General features: G+C 60.8%; 20 protein-coding genes. 13 read left to right on the forward strand and 7 right to left on the reverse strand.

What is annotated here, in order from left to right:
• The first annotated feature begins 11 nt into the window (after nt 1-11).
• Both ACR0J5_RS11755 and ACR0J5_RS11760 read left to right on the forward strand, forming a co-directional pair.
• Nucleotides 12-1,352, forward strand: a complete 1,341-nt coding sequence (locus ACR0J5_RS11755; RefSeq protein WP_480653518.1) for a M16 family metallopeptidase — start codon at nt 12-14, stop codon at nt 1,350-1,352.
• A complete protein-coding gene (locus ACR0J5_RS11760; protein WP_480653520.1) occupies nt 1,349-2,653 on the forward strand; it encodes a M16 family metallopeptidase in 1,305 nt (434 codons plus the stop codon). The genes ACR0J5_RS11755 and ACR0J5_RS11760 overlap by 4 nt, the downstream gene beginning before the upstream one ends.
• Nucleotides 2,654-2,659: 6 nt before the next feature.
• On the opposite strand, the gene ACR0J5_RS11765 is transcribed toward ACR0J5_RS11760, so the two are convergent.
• From ACR0J5_RS11765 to deoC, 4 genes are all read right to left on the reverse strand, one after another.
• On the reverse strand, nt 2,660-3,391 hold the full coding sequence (locus tag ACR0J5_RS11765) for a cyclic nucleotide-binding domain-containing protein (RefSeq protein ID WP_480653522.1): 732 nt from the start codon (nt 3,389-3,391) through the stop codon (nt 2,660-2,662).
• 87 nt (nt 3,392-3,478) lie between these two features.
• Nucleotides 3,479-4,294: an SDR family oxidoreductase gene (locus ACR0J5_RS11770; protein WP_480653523.1), complete on the reverse strand. Its 816-nt coding sequence runs from the start codon at nt 4,292-4,294 to the stop codon at nt 3,479-3,481.
• A 26-nt stretch (nt 4,295-4,320) separates the two neighbouring features.
• Nucleotides 4,321-6,654, reverse strand: a complete 2,334-nt coding sequence (locus ACR0J5_RS11775; protein ID WP_480653524.1) for an aldehyde dehydrogenase family protein — start codon at nt 6,652-6,654, stop codon at nt 4,321-4,323.
• A gap of 10 nt (nt 6,655-6,664) precedes the next feature.
• Complete coding sequence (gene deoC, locus ACR0J5_RS11780) at nt 6,665-7,663, reverse strand: deoxyribose-phosphate aldolase (protein WP_480653525.1); 999 nt, start codon at nt 7,661-7,663, stop codon at nt 6,665-6,667.
• A gap of 201 nt (nt 7,664-7,864) precedes the next feature.
• Here deoC and ACR0J5_RS11785 point away from each other — a divergent pair, with 201 nt between their 5' ends.
• From ACR0J5_RS11785 to ACR0J5_RS11810, 6 genes are all read left to right on the forward strand, one after another.
• Nucleotides 7,865-8,818: a metal ABC transporter solute-binding protein, Zn/Mn family gene (locus ACR0J5_RS11785; RefSeq protein WP_480653526.1), complete on the forward strand. Its 954-nt coding sequence runs from the start codon at nt 7,865-7,867 to the stop codon at nt 8,816-8,818.
• A 4-nt stretch (nt 8,819-8,822) separates the two neighbouring features.
• On the forward strand, nt 8,823-9,626 hold the full coding sequence (locus ACR0J5_RS11790) for a metal ABC transporter ATP-binding protein (RefSeq protein ID WP_480653527.1): 804 nt from the start codon (nt 8,823-8,825) through the stop codon (nt 9,624-9,626).
• Between the two features lie 2 nt (nt 9,627-9,628).
• Nucleotides 9,629-10,834 (forward strand): metal ABC transporter permease, encoded by a 1,206-nt coding sequence (locus ACR0J5_RS11795; RefSeq protein ID WP_480653529.1) that lies wholly within the window; start codon nt 9,629-9,631, stop codon nt 10,832-10,834.
• The gene (locus ACR0J5_RS11800) at nt 10,831-11,760 is read left to right on the forward strand and encodes a metal ABC transporter permease (protein WP_480653530.1); all 930 of its coding nucleotides are present in this window, start codon (nt 10,831-10,833) and stop codon (nt 11,758-11,760) included. Before ACR0J5_RS11795 ends, ACR0J5_RS11800 begins: the two co-directional genes overlap by 4 nt.
• Before the next feature lie 282 nt (nt 11,761-12,042).
• Complete coding sequence (mutL, locus tag ACR0J5_RS11805) at nt 12,043-13,902, forward strand: DNA mismatch repair endonuclease MutL (RefSeq protein WP_480653532.1); 1,860 nt, start codon at nt 12,043-12,045, stop codon at nt 13,900-13,902.
• A 52-nt stretch (nt 13,903-13,954) separates the two neighbouring features.
• A complete protein-coding gene (locus ACR0J5_RS11810) occupies nt 13,955-15,184 on the forward strand; it encodes a DNA recombination protein RmuC (protein ID WP_480653534.1) in 1,230 nt (409 codons plus the stop codon).
• 3 nt (nt 15,185-15,187) lie between these two features.
• On the opposite strand, the gene ACR0J5_RS11815 is transcribed toward ACR0J5_RS11810, so the two are convergent.
• Genes ACR0J5_RS11815 through ACR0J5_RS11825 form a run of 3 tightly spaced genes read right to left on the reverse strand, consistent with a single transcriptional unit; the run spans nt 15,188 to nt 16,968 of the window.
• A complete protein-coding gene (locus ACR0J5_RS11815; RefSeq protein ID WP_480653536.1) occupies nt 15,188-15,592 on the reverse strand; it encodes a hypothetical protein in 405 nt (134 codons plus the stop codon).
• 58 nt (nt 15,593-15,650) lie between these two features.
• Nucleotides 15,651-16,301 (reverse strand): ChrR family anti-sigma-E factor, encoded by a 651-nt coding sequence (locus ACR0J5_RS11820; RefSeq protein WP_480653538.1) that lies wholly within the window; start codon nt 16,299-16,301, stop codon nt 15,651-15,653.
• A gap of 10 nt (nt 16,302-16,311) precedes the next feature.
• Nucleotides 16,312-16,968, reverse strand: a complete 657-nt coding sequence (locus ACR0J5_RS11825; protein ID WP_480653540.1) for a sigma-70 family RNA polymerase sigma factor — start codon at nt 16,966-16,968, stop codon at nt 16,312-16,314.
• Between the two features lie 147 nt (nt 16,969-17,115).
• Between ACR0J5_RS11825 and ACR0J5_RS11830 the strand changes: the two genes are divergently transcribed.
• From ACR0J5_RS11830 to ACR0J5_RS11850, 5 genes are all read left to right on the forward strand, one after another.
• Nucleotides 17,116-17,889, forward strand: a complete 774-nt coding sequence (locus tag ACR0J5_RS11830) for a DUF1365 domain-containing protein (protein ID WP_480653542.1) — start codon at nt 17,116-17,118, stop codon at nt 17,887-17,889.
• Between the two features lie 87 nt (nt 17,890-17,976).
• The gene (locus ACR0J5_RS11835; RefSeq protein ID WP_480653544.1) at nt 17,977-18,294 is read left to right on the forward strand and encodes a DUF3775 domain-containing protein; all 318 of its coding nucleotides are present in this window, start codon (nt 17,977-17,979) and stop codon (nt 18,292-18,294) included.
• A gap of 63 nt (nt 18,295-18,357) precedes the next feature.
• Nucleotides 18,358-18,837, forward strand: coding sequence for a tetratricopeptide repeat protein (locus tag ACR0J5_RS11840; RefSeq protein ID WP_480653546.1), 480 nt, complete (start codon nt 18,358-18,360; stop codon nt 18,835-18,837).
• A 401-nt stretch (nt 18,838-19,238) separates the two neighbouring features.
• Nucleotides 19,239-19,475, forward strand: a complete 237-nt coding sequence (locus ACR0J5_RS11845; protein ID WP_480653548.1) for a DUF1127 domain-containing protein — start codon at nt 19,239-19,241, stop codon at nt 19,473-19,475.
• A 30-nt stretch (nt 19,476-19,505) separates the two neighbouring features.
• Entirely contained in the window at nt 19,506-19,706 is a 201-nt protein-coding gene (locus ACR0J5_RS11850) for a DUF1127 domain-containing protein (RefSeq protein WP_480653550.1), read from the forward strand.
• Nucleotides 19,707-19,748: the final 42 nt, after the last annotated feature.

Genomic DNA, 19,748 nt, shown 5'->3' on the forward strand with positions numbered 1-19,748 from the left:
GAGGACGCCCCATGGTTCGGGCCCTGGCATTGTCTGCCGCCTTGTTCGCTGCCACCCCTTTAATGGCAAAGGAAGGGCATGAAGCGGTCACAACTTTCACGCTGGATAACGGCATGGATGTGGTTGTGATCGAAGATCACCGCGCACCTGTCGTGCAGCATATGGTCTGGTACCGGGCCGGGTCGGCGGATGAACCCGTAGGCTCGTCCGGTGTGGCGCATTTTCTGGAACACCTATTGTTCAAAGGCACCGATACGCTCGCGCCGGGTGAGTTCTCGGCCACGGTGGCGGCCAATGGCGGCAATGACAACGCCTTCACCTCTTACGATTACACCGCCTATTTCCAGCGCGTTGCCTCGGACCGGCTTGAGTTGATGATGCGGATGGAGGCGGACCGGATGCGCAATATCCGCCTGTCGGAAGACGATATTCTGACCGAGCGCGACGTGATCCTTGAGGAACGCAACCAGCGCACCGACAACAGCCCCCGCGCCCTGTTCGGCGAGCAGATGAACGCAGCGCAGTACCTCAATCATCGCTACGGGGTGCCCATCATTGGCTGGCGGCATGAGATGGAGACGCTGGACATGGACGACGCCTTGTCGTTCTACCAGACCCATTATGCGCCCAATAATGCCATTCTGGTGGTGACGGGCGATGTCGAACCAGACGAGGTCAAAACCCTGGCCGAGCAATATTATGGCGTCATTCCCGCCAACCCGGATCTGCCCGAACGGGTCCGCTCGCAAGAGCCGCCGCAAACGGCGGAACGGCGGCTGACCTATAAGGACGCCCGCGTGTCGCAGCCCTATGTGCAGCGCAGCTATCTGGCCACTGAACGGAACGCGGGTGAGCAGGAAAAAGCGGCAGCACTGTTCATGCTGGCGGAACTGCTGGGTGGCAGCACCACCTCTTACCTGAACGAAAAACTGCAGCTGGAACAGCAAAAGGTCGTCTATGCCGGAGCGTTCTATCGTGGTGTTTCGCTGGATAATACGACCTTTGATCTGCTGGTTGTTCCGGCGCAGGGCGTCTCTCTGCAAGAGGCTGAGGATGCGATGGATCAGGTCGTTGCCGATTTCATCGCCGAAGGTGTGAACCCCGACGATCTGGACCGGATCAAAATGCAGCTGCGCGCGGCACAGACCTATGCGCGCGACAATGTGGACGGGATCGGCAACCGCTATGGTCGGGCCCTGACCAGCGGTCTGACGGTCGAGGATGTGCAAGCCTGGCCCGACATTCTGCAGGCCGTCAACGGGGATGACATCATCGCCGCCGCCCGCGAGGTTCTGCAGCCTGAGACCTCGGTCACGGGCTGGCTGATGAAAGACGAAGAGGTGACGCAATGAACCGTATCTTTGCTACCCTGATTGCCTGCGTCATTGCTCTGCCCGGCTGGGCCGAGATCGAGATACAGGAAATCACATCCGATGGCGGCATCACCGCCTGGCTGGTCGAGGATCATTCGATCCCCTTCACTGCGCTTGAACTGCGGTTCCGGGGCGGCACGTCTCTGGACGAACCGGGCAAACGCGGCGCGGTCTATCTGATGAGCGGCCTGATCGAAGAGGGTGCCGGTGATCTGGATTCGCGCAGCTATGCGCGCGAGCTCGAATCGCTTGCTGCGTCCTTCGGGTACAATGCGGGCGACGATTCCGTCTCGATTTCGGCGCAGTTTCTGACCGAGAACCGGGACGAGGTGATCGATCTGCTGCGCACGACTCTGCACGAACCGCGCTTTGACGTGGACGCGGTTGAGCGGGTGAAGGCGCAGATCGTGTCCGGGCTGCGCTCGGACCAGACGAACCCCAATGACATCGCGGGGCGGAACTTTGCGCAGATGGCCTATGGCGACCATCCTTATGGAACCGAAGGCAAAGGCACGATCGAGAGCGTCAGCGCGTTGACCCGCGATGACGTGGTGACCGCCTATGACAACGTTTTCGCCAAAGACCGCCTGTATGTCAGCGCCGTTGGCGACATCACCGCTGATGAACTGGGTGATCTGCTCGACGAATTGCTGAGCGATCTGCCCGAGACAGGTAAAACCATCCCGGGCCGGGCCGAAGTGACCATCCCCGGCGGCGTGTCTGTGGTCGAGTTTGATACGCCCCAATCCGTCGCCCTGTTTGGTCATGCCGGCATCGACCGCGATGATGAAGATTTCTTTGCCGCCTTCGTCCTGAACCACATTCTGGGCGGCGGCGGCTTTGAAAGCCGCCTGATGCAAGAGGTGCGGGAAGAGCGCGGCCTGACCTATGGCATCTCGACCTATCTGGTGCCCAAGGATCTGGCCTCGGTCTATCTGGGCTCGGTGTCGTCGTCCAATGACCGCATTGCCGAAGCGGTCGAGGTGATCCGCGACGAATGGGCCCGTGCGGCGGAACAAGGCGTCACGCAGGCCGAGCTGGACGATGCCAAGACCTATCTGACCGGGGCCTATCCGCTGCGGTTTGATGGCAATGGCCGTATCGCCGGGATCATGGTGGGGATGCAGATGCAGGGCCTGCCCATCGACTATATCGCCACCCGCAACGATCAGGTGAACGCCGTGACCCTGGACGAGGTGAACCGCGTGGCCCGGGAACTGCTTGATCCCGAAGGGCTGCATTTCACCATCGTCGGCAAGCCCGAAGGTCTGGACGGCTGATCCCGTTCAGGCCGCAGCGGGCCGTTTGTGGGCCTGCAATGTGTGCTTGTTGCTGCTGAGCAGTTTTTGCCGCGCATGCCTGAAATGCGCGGCCTTCAGTGCGTCATCGATGTGACGGTTGCGGCGCAGCAGGCGCGACAGGTTGATATTGTCGAACACCAGACATGTGGTCGGTTCGGTCGCGATAACCGTGGCGGTGGCGGGCAGGCCCAGGCTAAAGGTCAGCTCGCCCAGTATCTCATCCGCGCCGCATTGGTTGATCACCTGACCGTCTTTCAGAACGGTTGTGCGCCCGTTCAGAACATAGCCTAGAAAATCGGTAGTCTTGCCCTCTTCGATCAGAATGTCACCCGTGGCGAATTCCTGAATCGCGGCGGCATTCAGCAGCCTGCGGGCCTGATGCGGTTTCAGCGATTCCAGGTGATGGGCGATGAACTGACGCTCGGGGTCGGAAAAGCGCACCAGATGCCGCGACAGATATCCCCGCAGCAATCCAATCACTGAGATTGCGATATAGGCCATCTGGATGATCGATCCGGCCAGATTGAACTCTTCGGACATGCTGATCAACACGCTTCCGGCGGCGACAATCACCAGGACAGGGTATAAAACTCCGTTGCCCCGGATGATGCCGATCTGCAAAAGGAAATAGTTCAGGATATACAGCCCGGCCCCGAATACCCCGATCATCGTGACCAGATGAACAGAGGTCGGAAGATCAATCGGTAAATTCAACATCGTCGGGCCCACCCTTGGATCAGATGGGCCTTACGGTGGGTCAATCACACGGCGCTGTATATGAACAGCTTCACAGGTTAATCGCCGTTATGAGCGTGATTTTGCCTGCATACGCAGCATCTGGCCCATCATTTGCCCAAACTTGCCCGATCCACGCTGATACAGCGCCCCGTCCACGGACAGCACCGTGCCGCTGATATAGCTGGCCATGTCCGAGCTGAGGAACAGACAGGCATTGGCCACATCCTGAACCGTGCCCCAACGCCCCGCAGGAATATCGCGTCGGATTTCCTCATGCATGTTTTCGTTGGGGGCCAGACGGCGTGCGCCTTCGGTGTTTTCGATGAAACCGGGCACGACTGAGTTCACGCGGATGCCTTCGACACCCCATTCCATCGACAGCGTCCGGGTGATCTGATCCACACCCGCCTTGGCGGCACAGACATGGGCCTGGCCCTCATACGGCAGAAACGCCTGCGGGGCCGAGATATTGATGATGCTGGCGCCGGGGCGTTTCAGGTGCGGGTAGGCCCCTTTCAGAACATGGACGGTGCCCATCAGATCAATATCGACCACGGTTTTGAACGCATTGACCGACATCTCAGACGTCAGCGCCGGAAAATTGCCCGCCGCGCCGGACACCAGCACGTCGAATTCGCCAAACGCCTCATGAAACTGTTGCAGGCCCGTCGCCACGGCCTCGGGGTCGCGCACATCGAAGGCGGTGCCCATCGCGTCTGCCGCGCCCGCCGCTTTTAGCGCGGCTACGGTGTCATCCACCTTGTCCTGTGACCGGCTGGCAACCGCCACCTTCGCCCCAGCGGCGGCGAAGGCTTCGGCGATGCCCCGGTTGATACCACTGGTGCCGCCAATGACGATAACGGTTTGGTTTGCAAAGTCCATGCGGGCCTCCGGTGATGCGTGGGGCCCTACTCGCCGTAGGGCACCCAGATGTTTTTCACTTCGGTCGCAGCCTGCAGGAAGCGGCGGGAATGGTCCATGCTCCAATCGATTGCCGTCGCGTTATTGACCCATGTGCGCTTCAGATTTCCGGCGGACACAGCTTCGATTTCTTTCGACAGGTCGGTGGACGAGAACGACCAGACCGCATCGACGTTCAGGTGTGAGGCCAGCGGTTTCGCCAGCTCCGCGTGGCTGCCGGTCAGGATGTTGACCACGCCTGCGGGTACGTCCGAGGTTTCGAGGATCTGGTAGAAATCCGTCGCGGCCAGCGGGTAGGGCTCGGATGCGGCCAGCACCACCCGGTTGCCCATCGCGATCGCAGGGGCCATGGCCGAGACCAGACCCAGCAGCGGTGCCTCATCCGCGCACAGCGCGCCGATCACGCCCACGGGTTCCTTCATCGCAATCGCCACGCCCCGGATTGGAACACCGTGCACCTGACCGTCATATTTGTCGGCCCAGGCGGCGGCGGTGAACAGGCGCTGGATTGAGGCGTCCACCTCTTTTGCACCGGTCTTGCCGCCGGTCATCGCATCAATCCGCGCCGCGAACTCATCCCCACGGGCCGAGAGGTTTTCGCCGATGTAATACAGGATCTGCGCGCGCAGATGGCCGGTGGTCTTGCTCCAACCTTTGGCCCCTGCGGCGGCTTCAACCGCGTTGCGCACGTCCTTGCGGTTGGCAAGACCCACATGGCCCAGAAGGCCGGATTTGCCCCAGACGGGTTTTGAATAGCCACCATCGGGCCGCGCCTGTTTGCCGCCGATATACATCTTGGCGGTGCGGTCGATGGGATCGACCGGGGCACCGTCGCCCGTTACAGCCTCGACCTTGGCCAGCGGCTTGGTCTTGCCCTTGGGCTTGGTATAGGCGGCCAGCCCCTCCCAACCGCCTTCACGGCCAAAGCCGCTTTCGCGCACACCGCCAAAGCCAGCGGCGGCGTCGAACAGGTTGGTGGCGTTCACCCAGACCACGCCCGCAACCAGTTTGGGCGCGATATCCAGCGCGAGGTTCACATTCTCGGTCCAGACCGTCGCGGCCAGCCCGTAGCGTGTATTGTTGGCCAGTTCGACCGCCTCAGCCGGGGTGCGGAAGGTCGTGGATACCAGAACCGGGCCAAAGATTTCCTCCTGCATCAGCGGGTCCGAGGTCTCCAACCCCGAGATCAGCGTCGGCGGATAATAGCAACCGTTTTCAGGCAACGCGCAGGCCGCCTGATAGACGTCCCCTGCGGTGTTGCTGTCGACCATGCCTTTGATTGCCTGCAACTGGATCGGGTCCACAACCGCGCCCACGTCGATGCATTTGTCCAGCGGGTCACCGATGCGCAAGCCATCCATCCGCGCGCGCAGCTTGGTGTAGAACCGCTCGGCAATGCCCTCTTGCACCAGCAGACGCGAGCCCGCACAGCAGACCTGACCCTGATTGAACCAGATCGCATCCACCAGCCCTTCGATGGCTGAATCAATATCGGCGTCGTCGAACACGATATAGGCGGACTTACCGCCCAGCTCTAACGTCAGTTCCTTGCCCGAGCCTGCCGTTGCCTCACGAATACGCCGCCCCACGGTGGTTGACCCGGTAAAGGCGATCTTGTCCACGTCGGCAGCCACGATCATCTCGCCCACCGCGCCGTCGCCGGTCACGATGTTGACCACACCCTTGGGCAGCCCGGCCTGAGAACAGATGTCAGCAAACAGCAGCGCCGTCAGCGAGGTATACTCGGCAGGTTTCAGAACCAACGTGTTCCCCATCGCCAGCGCAGGCGCGATCTTCCACGCCAGCATCAGCAGGGGGAAGTTCCAAGGGATGATCTGGCCGCAGACACCCAACGCCTGTGCGCCGGGCAACTCGCTCTCCATCAACTGTGCCATGCCCGCGTGGTAATAGAAATGCCGCTGGGCTAAGGGGATGTCGATGTCGCGCGATTCCCGGATCGGCTTGCCGTTGTCGAGGCTTTCCAGAACGGCAAACAGACGCGCGTGTTTCTGCAACAGCCGCGCGATGGCATAGAGATACCGCGCGCGGCCTGCGCCGCCCAGACCTGCCCATTTCGGTTGCGCCTTGCGGGCGGCGGCCACCGCCGCGTCGACGTCTGCCTGCCTGGCTTGCGTCAGTTTGGCCAGAACCTCTCCGGTCGCCGGGTTGCGACTTTCGAACCCTTTGCCGGGCTTGGTGAAAGCCCCGTCAATATAGTGACCGAACTTGTCACCCTGATCGACCAGCCAGGCCAGCGCCTCGGCTGCGCTTTCGGGGGCGGGGCCGTATTCCATGGTCTCGAAAATTTCTTTGACTGTCATTGTTCTGTCCTCAGGCCATGGAGTGGCGATAACCGGCGGAATAAGCGCCTGTCACATAGTGTTCCAACTGCCGTTCGATATCCCCCAGCAGCGAGGATGCGCCAAAGCGGAACAGGTCCGGTTCAAGCCAGCGGTTGCCCAGCTCATCCTTGATCAGCGACAGGTACACCAGCGCATCCTTGGCCTTGGAAATCCCGCCCGCAGGCTTATACCCCACCCGATACCCGGTGCGGTCATAATAGTCGCGGATCGCGCGGATCATCACCAGCGACACGGGCAGGGTTGCGTTGACGCTTTCTTTCCCGGTCGAGGTCTTGATGAAATCCGCCCCCGCCATCATGCATACGACCGAGGCACGGGCGACATTGCGCAGGCTGCCCAGCTCTCCGGTCGCCAGAATGGCTTTGACATGGGCATCGCCACAGGCGGCGCGGAAGGCCTTCATCTCATCATACAAAGCCTGCCAGTCGCCCGACAGGACGTGGCGACGCGAGATCACGATATCGATCTCTTCGGCCCCGGCCTTCACGCTTTCCTCGATCTCGGCCACGCGCAGGTGGAAGGGTGACAGGCCCGCCGGGAACCCGGTCGAGACGGCAGCCACCGGAATGCCGGTGCCCTTCAGCGCCGCAACAGCAGGTTCGATCATGTCGTGATAGACGCACACCGCGCCTGTGGTGATCGGCGGCATATCCATCGCTTGCAATAGCGCGGGCGAAACGGGCTGACGCGCCTTGGCGCAAAGGCGGCGCACGCGGCCCACCGTGTCATCGCCCGCCAGCGTCGTGAGGTCGATCATCGTGATCGCCTTCAGCAGCCATGCGGCCTGAAAATCTTTCTTCACCGACCGTCGGCCGGGCAGGGTGGCGGCACGGCGTTCGATGGCCGAAGTGTTGGCCTGAACGGCGCGCACCCAGTCCAGGTCCAGGTCCATCCCCGGATTTCGGGGCTCGGTCACTTGCGGCAGATGCGCGGTGCGCACGGCGCTGTCATGGCTCTGCGTTTCCATACTCACATCCTTTGGGAGAGGTTTGCGCCAAAATCGCATGGCTTGGCGTCAATTGGAAGGTGTCGCGCTGTGTAAACGGTAATATTTTTGACCAAATGGACAAAAATGATGTTTTATTTGCGAATAATTCGCAATAGCGTTGACTTACTTGCGAATGGTTCGCATATTCATTTGCAAGAAGATAGCAGATCGGGGTCTGACATGATTCGTCGTAGCTTTATCGCGGCATTTGCCTTTGTTGTTGCTCTGCCCGCTATGGCATGGGCTGAAGCACCGCTGAAAGTGGTCGCCACAACGGGTATGATCGCGGATGCCGCGCGTCAGGTCGGTGGCGATCAGGTTGAGGTGAAGGGCCTGATGGGTCCTGGCGTTGATCCGCATGCGTATCGTCAGACCCGCAGCGATATTGTCGCCATGACGCGCGCCGATCTGGTTCTGTGGCACGGTCTGTACCTTGAGGCGCAGATGGAGGGGTTCTTCCACGACCTGAGCCGCAAGAATAACGTGGTGGCGGTGGCCGAAGGGCTGGCGACCGACAAGCTGCGCGCGCATGACGATTATGCCGATAAATACGATCCTCATGTCTGGATGAGCCCCGCCCTGTGGGGCGACGTGGTGGTTGAAGTGCAAAAGGCCCTGACCGAAGCACGCCCCGAGGCAGCCGACATCTTTGCCGCCAATGCAAAGGCGCACCTGACCGAAATTGACGCACTGACCGCCTATGCCGATCAGGTTCTGGCCGCGGTGCCTGAAAGCAATCGAGTTCTGGTGACGGCCCATGACGCCTTTGGCTATTTCGGCGCTGATTACGGCTATGAGGTGATGGGCATTCAGGGCATCTCGACCCAGTCTGAGGCTGGTTTGAACCGGATCGGAGAGCTGGTGGACACCCTTGTCGACAAGCAACTGAAAGCTGTGTTCGTGGAAAGCTCGGTCTCGGACCGGTCGATGCGCGCGCTGATCGAGGGGGCCGCGGCCAAGGGTCATGATGTGGGTGTCGGCGGAGAGCTGTATTCGGATGCCATGGGCGAACCGGGCACCTATGAGGGGACTTATATCGGCATGCTGGATCACAACATCACCGTCATCGCTGGCGCTTTGGGTGCAGATGTACCGGCGCGCGGCCTGAACGGCAAATTGTCGGCGGGGTTCTGAGGGTATGCTGGAACTTGCAACAAACCGGGGTGTGTCCGTCACTGACAGCACAGCTGAAGACAGCCCGCTGGCCATACGTGGCCTGACAGTTTCTTACGGTCAGAAACCGGCGGTCTTTTCGGTCGATATGACCGTGCAGCCCGGCGCGATGACGGCGATCATCGGCCCGAACGGGGCGGGTAAATCGACCCTGCTCAAGGCCGCTTTGGGCATCGTCTCACCTCTGTCCGGTCAGGTCACTGTCTTTGGCAAAGCGCTGGAACAGCAACGGGCCCGTATTGCCTATGTCCCGCAGCGCGCCAGCGTGGATTGGGATTTCCCCACGCGGGTGATTGACGTGGTCCTCATGGGCCTGTCGCGGCAGCTGGGTCTGTTGGGCCGTGTGCGCGCGCGTCACATGGCGCAGGCGATGGATTGTCTGAACCGCGTTGGCATGCGTGATTTTGCTGATCGCCAGATTGGTCAGTTGTCCGGTGGGCAGCAACAGCGTGTCTTCCTGGCCCGCGCTTTGGCGCAAGAGGCCGATCTGTACCTGCTGGACGAACCCTTTGCCGGGGTCGATGCGGCCACCGAAAAAGCCATCATCGCGGTGCTGAAATCGCTGAAAGAGGCGGGTAAGACCGTGGTTGTCGTGCATCACGATCTGGCCACCGTCACCGATTACTTTGACCATGTGTTCCTGATCAATACCCGCAAAGTGGCCGAGGGGCCGGTGGCTGATGCCTTTACCGCCGAAACCCTGCAATCGGCCTATGGGGGCCGTCTGGCCACGGCTCAGATCGACCAGATCTCGCGCGCGCTGGGGTAATCATGCTTTGGGACGCTTTGACCCTGCAGTTGGGCTATAACGCCTCGCTGGTTGCCATTGGTGCAACGTTGCTGGGCGTGTCTGCCGGGGTGACCGGCACCTTTCTGTTTCTGCGCAAACGCGCGCTGGTCAGCGATGCGATCAGCCATGCCACCCTGCCGGGTGTCTGCCTTGCCTTCATGGCGATGGTGGCCTTGGGCGGTGACGGGCGCAATCTGGTGGGGTTGCTGGCCGGATCGGCGATCTCGGCCTGGGTCGGGCTGCTATGCATGACCTGGCTGACCCGTCGTACAAGGTTGGCCGAGGACGCCGCAATTGGTGCCGTTTTGTCGGTGTTCTTTGGTTTTGGCGTCGTGTTGCTGACCGTCATCCAAACCATGGGCGTCGGGCGGCAGGCGGGGCTTGAGGGCTTTTTGCTGGGCTCAACCGCCGGGATGTTGTGGGCGGATGCGCTCACCATTGCGCTGGGCGGGGCGGCGACGCTGATCCTGGTGATGATCATCCGGCGCCCCATGACGATGGTGGCGTTTGATCCTGAATATGCTGCCGCACGGGGCCTGCCGGTGCATCGCATTGACCTTGCGATGATGGGCTTGGTCATGGCGGTCACCGTGGTCGGCCTCAAGATTGTCGGCCTGATCCTGATTGTGGCCCTGCTGATCATTCCCGCCGTGACAGCGCGGTTCTGGACGGATCGGTCCGACCGGGTGGTGGTGCTGGCCGGGCTTGCGGGCGGGCTGGCGGGGTATCTGGGGGCGGCGCTGTCGGCTTCGGCCCCCAATCTGCCGACCGGTCCGATCATCGTTTTGGTCAGCTTTGGCTTTTTCGCACTGTCGCTGCTGTTCGCTCCGGTGCGCGGGGTTCTGGCGGCTGTGCTGAAACACCTGAAGTTCCAGCGCCGGGTTCATATCCGTCAGGGCTTGTTGGCACTGGCGCAGGACCAAAAGATTTATGAACCGCTGACCCTGCGCCTGTTGACCCGCGCCGGGCTGGCCCGTGCCGATGGCGTCGCGACCGAGGCGGGCAAAGCCCGCGCGGCCAAGGCCCTGCGCGATGAAAAACGCTGGGAAATCGTGCGCGCGGATCAGGCGCATGAGGCGACAGCCGCGCTTTATGACGGGTTGCGCGACATCGAGACCGTGCTGACCCGCGACCAGATTGCCGAGATCGACCGCCGCATTGGCGGCCCGCAGGGGGTGCCGTCATGAGCGGTGAGGAATTTGTACCCCTGTCCCTGACGCCTTTGCTGATCGGCACCTTTGCGGCCATTGCCTGCGCGCTGCCGGGCAATTTTCTGGTGCTGCGCAAACAGGCGCTGATCGGGGATGCGATCAGCCATGTGGTGCTGCCGGGGATCGTGGTGGCGTTCATCCTGACCGGAACGATTTCGACCTGGCCCATGATGCTGGGCGCGGCGGGCGCGTCGATTGTCGCGGTGCTGATGATCGAGGCGGTGCGCCGTCTGGGGCAGATCGAACCCGGCGCCGCGATGGGCGTGGTCTTTACGACGATGTTCGCCGCTGGTGTGCTGTTGCTGGAGCAGACCGATACGTCATCGGTGCATCTGGACGTGGAACATGCGCTCTATGGCAATCTGGAAAGCCTGATCTGGCTGGACGCGACGGGGTGGTCCTCGGTCCTGGATTTCACCGCGCTTGCGGGGCTGCCGCCGGAACTGCCGCGCATTGCGGTCACTCTGGTCGGCGTGGTCTTGTTTGTCACACTGCTGTGGCGGCCGCTGAAAATCTCGACCTTTGACGAAGGCTTTGCCCGCACCATCGGTATCCGCACCGGCCCCTTGGGCTTTGCGCTGGTGATCGTCGCCGCGATTGCCGCTGTGGCCGCGTTTGATGCTGTGGGATCGATCATCGTGATCGCCATGTTCATCTGCCCCCCGGCGGCGGCGCGGATGATGACCAACCGGCTGGAAACCCAGATCGCGTGGAGCGTCGCCTTTGCCATCCTCTCGGCTGTCACCGGCTATGTTCTGGCGGGCTACGGCCCGCTTTGGCTGGGTGGTGCGGACGCTGTCAGCGCGGCGGGCATGATTGCAACACTGTCCGGCCTGATCCTGGCCTGCGCCGCCCTTTGGGGCCCCTGCCGCACCCGCGCCGGAGCCCCCCAGAGCCCTTGACACGGCGTGTTCCTGCCGCCCCGTTCTGCGCGCGATCGGCTGGAATCTGCTCAGTTACCTGGTGCTTGCAAAGTTAACCACTTTCAATGCGTTATTCGTGCTAACACCGTCGCCATTACATTTGGATGACCACCACTCACTTCGGATCGTTCGGACAATCGTGACCTGATTTGCCGCCATTTTAGACAAGCTGGATGCGATTGTTCGAACGCCCCCTCCCCCAAAATTTGAGAACGCCAAACCAGTGGTAGAATCGTGCGCGAATGTGCTAGGTCTGGTGGTATGGTGCAGGCAAACCCCAATATCAGCGAAAACCGACCCGTAATTCGGCAACTCGACGATGCTGCGATCAACCGCATTGCGGCGGGCGAAGTGGTCGAAAGGCCAGCCTCGGCCGTCAAGGAATTGGTGGAAAATGCCATCGACGCCGGGGCCAGCCGGATCGCGATCGATGTGGCGGATGGGGGCAAGACGCTGATTCGTGTCACGGATGATGGTTGCGGAATCTCGGCCGGGGATTTGCCTTTGGCCCTGTCTCGGCACGCGACGTCCAAGATTGATGGCACAGATTTGCTGAACATCCACACGTTTGGGTTCCGGGGTGAGGCCCTCCCGTCGCTGGGCGCGGTGGGGCGGCTGACCATCACCAGCCGGGTGCCGGGGGCCGAGGCGGCGTCGATGCATGTATCGGGCGGCAAGATCGGCGCGGTGAAACCCGCGGCTCTGCGCGCAGGCACGGTGGTTGAACTGCGCGATCTGTTCTTTGCCACGCCTGCGCGGTTGAAATTCATGCGCACCGACCGGGCCGAGGCGCAGGCGATCACCGACACCGTCAAACGTCTGGCGATGGCCGAGCCCGCGATCACCTTTACCCTGCGCGATGTCTCGGGCGGGGGTGAGGGGCGGGTGACCTTCCGCGCCGACCGCGAGAATGGCGATCTGTTCGATGCGCTGCACGCCCGTCTGGCCCGCGTGATCGGACGCGAGTTCGCCGAGAACGCCTTGCAAATTGACGCCACGCGTGAGGGGATCAGGCTGTATGGCTATGCTGCCTTGCCGACCTATTCGCGGGGCGCGGCGGTGGCGCAATACCTTTTCGTCAATGGCCGCCCGGTGCGGGACAAGATGCTGACCGGTGCGCTGCGGGCGGCGTATTTCGATTTCCTCAGCCGGGATCGCCATCCGGCGGCGGCGCTGTTCATCGATTGTGACCCGACGCTGGTGGATGTGAACGTGCATCCCGCGAAATCCGAGGTCCGGTTCCGCGATCCCGGCGTGGCGCGCGGGTTGATCGTCTCGGCCCTGCGGCACACGCTGGCCGAGGCCGGGCATCGGGCATCCTCGACCGTGGCCAATGCGACCTTGGGCGCGATGCGGCCGGAACCTGCGTTGCCGGCACAACCCGCACCGGCGCGGGTGTATCAGATGGATCGCCCCTCGCCCGCGGCGCGGCAGGCGGCCTTTCGGGCGCAGGCGCCGGGTTTTGCGGAACTGTCGCAGGATTACAGCGGCAGCATTGTGGAGCCGACACCAGTGGTTGCAGAGGAACCCCCGTCGCAGGACCTGCCATTGGGCGCGGCGCGTGGACAGGTGCATGAGAACTACATCATCGCCCAGACCGCCGATGGCATGGTGATCGTCGACCAGCACGCCGCGCATGAGCGGTTGGTATATGAAAAACTGAAAACCCAGATGGCCGAAAATGGCGTCGCCGCGCAGGCACTGCTGATCCCCGAGATTGTCGAACTGTCCGAAAGCGACTGCGCGCGCCTCATGGCGGTGGCCGATGACCTGACGCGCCTTGGCCTGACGTTGGAGCCTTTCGGCGGCGGGGCTATCGCCGTGCGCGAAACGCCCGCGATTCTAGGTGAGGTCGATGCCCGCGCGATGATCCTGGATATCCTCGATGAACTGGCCGATCAGGGTGAAAGCCAGACGGTTCAGGCGCGGATCGAAGCGATCCTCAGCCGCGTGGCCTGCCACGGCTCGGTCCGGTCGGGCCGCCGGATGCGGGCTGAGGAAATGAACGCCCTGCTGCGCGAGATGGAGGCGACGCCCCATTCCGGTCAGTGCAACCATGGGCGGCCGACTTATGTGGAGCTAAAACTGGCCGATATCGAACGTCTGTTCGGGCGCAGTTGATCCCGCGCGCACCGCGCGCTAAGAAGAATAAAACAAGAACATTCGAGGCGACATGATCGAGATTGCTGGAACACAAATTGCCCTGAACGACCCCGTGATCCTGATCGGGGGCGGTTTGGTTGCGCTGATCCTGCTGCTGCTGTTCCTGTCGCTACGCGCCGCCAACCGATCCGCCCGCATGGCCGAGCCTCTGGCCCGGCAGATGGCACATCTGGGCCAGCATGTGCAGCAATTGGGGCAGGGGCAGGAACAGCTGCGCGGGGGCCTCCAGCATGTTTCGGACACGCAGGCCAATGCGCAGGTGCAGGTGATCCAGACGGTTGAATCCCGCCTGTCCTCGGTGCAGCAGCAGATGAATGACCGGTTAGCGGATAACGCGATGAAGTCGGCCCGCGCACTGGCCGAGATGCAGGAGCGGATGAAGGAATCGCTGCATGGTTCGTCGAAACAAACCGCGACCTCGCTGACGCAATTGCAGGAACGGCTGGCGGCCATCGACAAGGCGCAGGACAATATCACCAAACTGTCGGGCGATGTGCTGTCGCTGCAGGACATCCTGTCAAACAAACAGACCCGCGGCGCGTTTGGTGAGATTCAGCTGAACGATATTGTGTCCAAGGCGCTGCCTTCGGACAGTTTCCAGCTGCAAGCAACCCTGTCGAACGGTCGGCGCGCGGACTGCCTGATCCACTTGCCCAATCCGCCGGGGCCCATCGTGATCGACAGTAAATTCCCATTGGAGGCGTATGAAGCGCTGATTGGCTCGACCAACGATGCCGAGTTGAAAGCGGCGGTGCAGATGTTCCGCAGCACGGTGCGCAAACACATCAACGACATTGCCGAGAAATACATTCTGGACGGCGAAACCGCCGATGGCGCGCTGATGTTCCTGCCGTCCGAGGCGGTCTATGCCGAGTTGCACGCCAAGTTCCCCGAGCTGGTGCAGGAAAGCTTCAGTAAACGCGTCTGGATCGTATCCCCCACCACCTGCATGGCCACGCTGAACACCATGCGCGCGATCCTCAAAGACGCTCGGATGCGGGAACAGGCGGGTGCCATCCGCAAGGAATTGGGGTTGCTGCACAAGGATGTCGAACGTCTGGGCGACCGGGTGTCCAATCTGGACCGTCATTTCGGGCAAGCTGCCAAAGATATATCCGAGATCAAGATCAGCGCCGAAAAGGCCGGTCGTCGGGCGCAGCGTCTGGACAACTTCGATTTTGAGGAACTGGCCCCCGACGATCACACCAACGTGGTGCCGCTGGGCCAGTCTGAAGGTTAGGCCCTATTGGATCGACAGGTCCAAATTATAGCCAACCGTCTTGCCGGTATCACGGTCGTTACCCATCAGGTAGACGCGGATCGTGAAATCTCCGCTTTCAGGCAGGGCGATGCGGGCGGTGTTGCCATCGATTGAGCCGATATACATCGCCTCGCCTTCGCTGTTCGGGGGCAGGATGTTGAAGTAGATCACTCCGTTGCCATTGGTGTCGCTGACATTGAGTTCAGCGAACATTTCCTGCCCGGCCTGCGCAAGCAGTTTGTAATCGAAATACTCGTCTCCGGTGATGGTTCCGCTGACCGTTGCGCCGTAGTTCCCGGCCTCGAACTTCACATCCGCCGCTCTCTGGGCGGATGAGGCCGAGGCACAGACTGCCAGAAATAGGGAAAAGGCCAATATGCGTTTCATGATACCAATCTCCTGCAAGGGGTGACCGGGCCATTTGGCGGCAGATTGGCCCGCTCGGTCAAATTCTGAGGAACGGCTGAAACAGGCGCGGCATCAGCTTGTTGAACTTCAGCGGCGCGTCTGTGACGGCCAGACAGATGCAGTCCTCGGAAATGTCGGCTGTTGGCGTGTGGTGCAGGTCTTCATCCGCGATCTCAACATCGCCGCGGGCGAAATGATCGACTTCATCCGAGAACGCGCCTTGCAGAACCATCGTCAATTCCATGCCGTTATGGCTGTGGTCCGGCACGGCGGCACCGGCGGGAATGAACAGCAAACGCGCCGTCGCCTCGCGCGTGGTCGGCAGGATGGCCTGTTTCACGCCCATGCCGATAGATCGCCATTTGATGTCATTGACGTCGCCGCCCACATAATCCTGCAACGGCGTCGGTAGGACCGCGCAGCCCGGACGCGCCGGTTTTGCAATCGGGGCACCTTGGGCAATCATCGCCATGGTGGCGGCCAGCGACCCGTCGCTCATGCTGACGGAGGTGTCCTGTTCCTGCAACACGCATCCGCCCACCGCGTCAAAGCTTTCGGCCCGTGCGCGGCAATGGTCGCACAGGGACAAATGCGTGGCGACCATCAGGTCGAACGCCTCGGGCAGAGTGCCTGTGGCATAGGCCATCAGCAGATCGTCTGTCAGGTGATGTTTGATCTTGTTGCTCATCTTCGTCATCTCAATTCATTGCATGGCGCAAGCGGTCCAGCGCCAGCCGTATACGTGATTTGATCGTGCCCAGCGGCAACCCGGTCTGCGTCGCAATCTCGCGATGGCTCAGGTCGCCAAAATAGGCCTTCTCAATCAATTCTCTCTGCGCGTCGGGCAACGCCGCCATGGCGTTACGCAGCTGCGCGGTTTCCTGTTGCATCGCCAGTACGTCGTCCTGTTCCGGCTCTGCCTCGGGGCCCCATCCCAGATCTTCGGGTTCGGGCCGACGTTGTTTGCGCAACACATCGATGCGCTTGTTTCGTGCAATCGTGAACACCCAGGTGGCCACGGTCGCGCGGGCCGGGTCGAACAAATGGGCCTTGTGCCACAAGGTTGCCATCACCTCTTGTGCGCATTCTTCGGCCGTCGTGGCGTCTGATCCTGACTTGATCAGGAACGCCTTGATACGAGGCGCAAAGTGCTGGAACAACTCGGCAAAAGCCGCCTGATCCTGCGCGTCGCGGATACGTCTGACGTGGGACACCCACTCAGTCCTGGTCTCACATATGCCATCCGCTTTGTTCACCGGCTTGCCCCTGATGCGTTTCTTCGCGCGCCAAGGTTTCTGTGCTGGCCGTTCGGCCACCGGTTCATCCAAGGTCACGGTATCGATCTCGGTAAACATAACCACATTACGCAGGCCAGCCCAAGACGGATCACTCTGGATAAAGTTTTTGATCCGCGCAGAGCAGAGTCGCGTATTATCTGTTAAGCAAGGATGCGGGAAATAAATGCCGTTAGAATGGTTTACAGGCAGTTTGGGGAAAAAGGCGTGAACGGGATCGACCATATAGCAGGCCATACGTTTCACGGGCGCAAGGGGGCTATTCAAAACGCCTTTCGCTATTCCGTGGACTACATCCTGTTCGATCCCGAGGCGCAGACCAAAACGCCGCTGCTGTTTTCACTGAACCGCGCCAATGTCACCAACTGGCGCGACCGCGACCATGGAGGAGAGCCCGGACAGGGGCGCGGGGCCGTCTGGCTGCGTGAACAGTTCGACCAATTGGGCGTGACGCAGCCATCGCGCCTGATCCTGCTGACCCAGGCGCGCGTATTCGGCCATGTGTTCAACCCGGTCAGCTTCTGGTTCTGTTTCGACGCGGATGATCACCTCTACGCTGTTGTGGCCGAGGTCACGAACACCTTTGGCACGCGCCACAGCTACCTGTGCCACAATGCGAATTTCTCACCGATCCGACCAACGGACAGGATCGTGGCGGATAAGCTGATGCACGTCTCGCCATTCCAGAAGATTGTGGGGACGTACACGTTCCGCTTTGACTATCGGCCGGACCGCGTGGGCGTTTGGATCGACTATGGGCGTGAGGGTGGCGGGCTGATCGCCACACTCACCGGCCCGCGCGCGCCGCTGAGCGATGGCAAAATCCTGTGGTCCTTGCTGCGCCGCCCGTTTGGTGCGCGCCGTGCCTTTACCCTGATCCTGTGGCAAGCCCTGAAACTGTGGTTGAAAAAGGCCCGGTTCCGCCCGTTTCGCACAGCGCCCGTGCCCGACCACCCGGTTTCCCGCATTCGCGAGCCCTGAACCGGGTCTGTTTGCGTAAGATCAAAGACTCAGACGCCTTGGGGTGGTTTTCGTAGGATGAGAACCGCGAACAGTAGGAGTTGGGTCATGTTGGAAATCTCGGCAAGAAAGATCGCTCAGGTCGCCATGATGGGGCGCGAGTTGGACCGCGCCGAGGGTGAGCTGCGGGCCTTTATCGACCGTATGGGTGAAGATGAGCAGGCCGAACTGGTCGCCGTCATGTGGATCGGGCGCGAAAGCTTTTTCGCCGAAGACCTGCCCGAAGCGATCGCCACCGCCAAGTCCGAGGCCTCGACCCCCTGCGCCGATTACCTGATCGGCACGCCGCACCTGTCGGACCATCTGGAAAACGGTCTGGATGCGTTGGGCATTTCGGCAGAGGATGTGGAAAACGACTTGATGTAGGGGCACTTTACAAGGCGCTGCCCGTTTGGTTCAGTGCGGCCAGATATACTTCTGGTTGTTTGAATGACGTCTGAAAATCCTTCCACTTCTCCCAAACGCAAAGTGACCTTTGTGCGCGTGGCCATTGTTGTTGTCATGCTGGCCACTGTTGCGACGCTGGCCTTGAGTCAAAAACGGGATGAATTGATCGACATCTGCAGCTCGGCCGAGGGTGATGTGCAAACCACCCTCGACGCCTGCGATTGGTTGCTGGACTGGGCCGTCTTCAACCCGGCTGAGCGGTCTATGGCGTATCGCAACAAGATGCGGCTTTACATGGGGTTGAAGGATTGGGAGGCCGCAAGGCGCGAGGCCGACCTGGCGATTGCAGCCGATCCCGACAGCGAAGTGCCGTTGCAATGGAAGGCATTTGTTTTGACGCGTACCAAAGATTACGCAGGTGCGTTGGTGGCAATTGAGGCGGCATTGGAACGCGCACCAGACAACCACTATTCGCTGGACATGAAGAGAAAACTGCTGCGGTCCATGGGGCAGAACGACTAGTTACCAGCCTGTCTCGGATTGAGAGCAAAATAGCCCACCTTTGTCTTCTGAACAGCAGACCACTCATCTGGGATTTTGAGGCTAGTTGTTCCTTAGGAAGAAGCGGAACGCTTCATTATGGTTAGTGCCGTCTTCGACTGCGTTTTCCCCGAAAATACATCTACCCACTCCAGTATATCGGCCCTGAGGGGGACGATGCTGCGAGAGTTTGGGCGCATTTATTCACCCCGCCTCTGCGTCAAAACCTGCTTGATCTGGCGTATTTCTACCTGAATGCACCCCACCAAGCACAGTGATCCATCGCATTAAGCGGTCTTAACGTGGCAGGAAGGGCCTCTTAATCCTGACCTCTTTTATCTGTTTAGCAACGCCAATCGCAATTCAGGGAAAAGGAGAAAGTCATGGGATACGCGCAGACAGCAACGCCGCAAAAGGGGCTCTTCTTCGGTTTGTTCTCGAACTATGCTGAAGCACGGGTCGAGCTTTACCGGCGGGGCATCTTTGCCAAAACCGTGCGGTCGCTGGAGCAACTGACCGACAAGCAGTTGGATGACATCGGAATTCCGCGCAGCGAAATCAAGCAGCGCGCTTATCAGAGCGTGTATGAGGGCAAATCCGTAAGCCACTATTCGCACTGATCCGCCGCACAGCATATCGAGGAGGAGACGATGCTGGATTTCAAACCCACAAGTGATGCGCCAGTCAAGGCAAGTACTGTGCTGTTGTTCGACCGGGCCATGCGCCTGCAGACGATCCGAACAGACATCGTGCGCGCAGCACAGGAGCTGAACCGTCTGACCGATCAGGACCTGGCCGAACTGGGCATCAACCGCAGTGATATCGATGACGTCATCCAACGCTACATCTGAAGGATCGCGGTCAAGCGATGCAAAAGCCATTCCGGGAATTCG

The sequence above is a fragment of the Ruegeria sp. BE1 genome, from assembly GCF_056538885.1.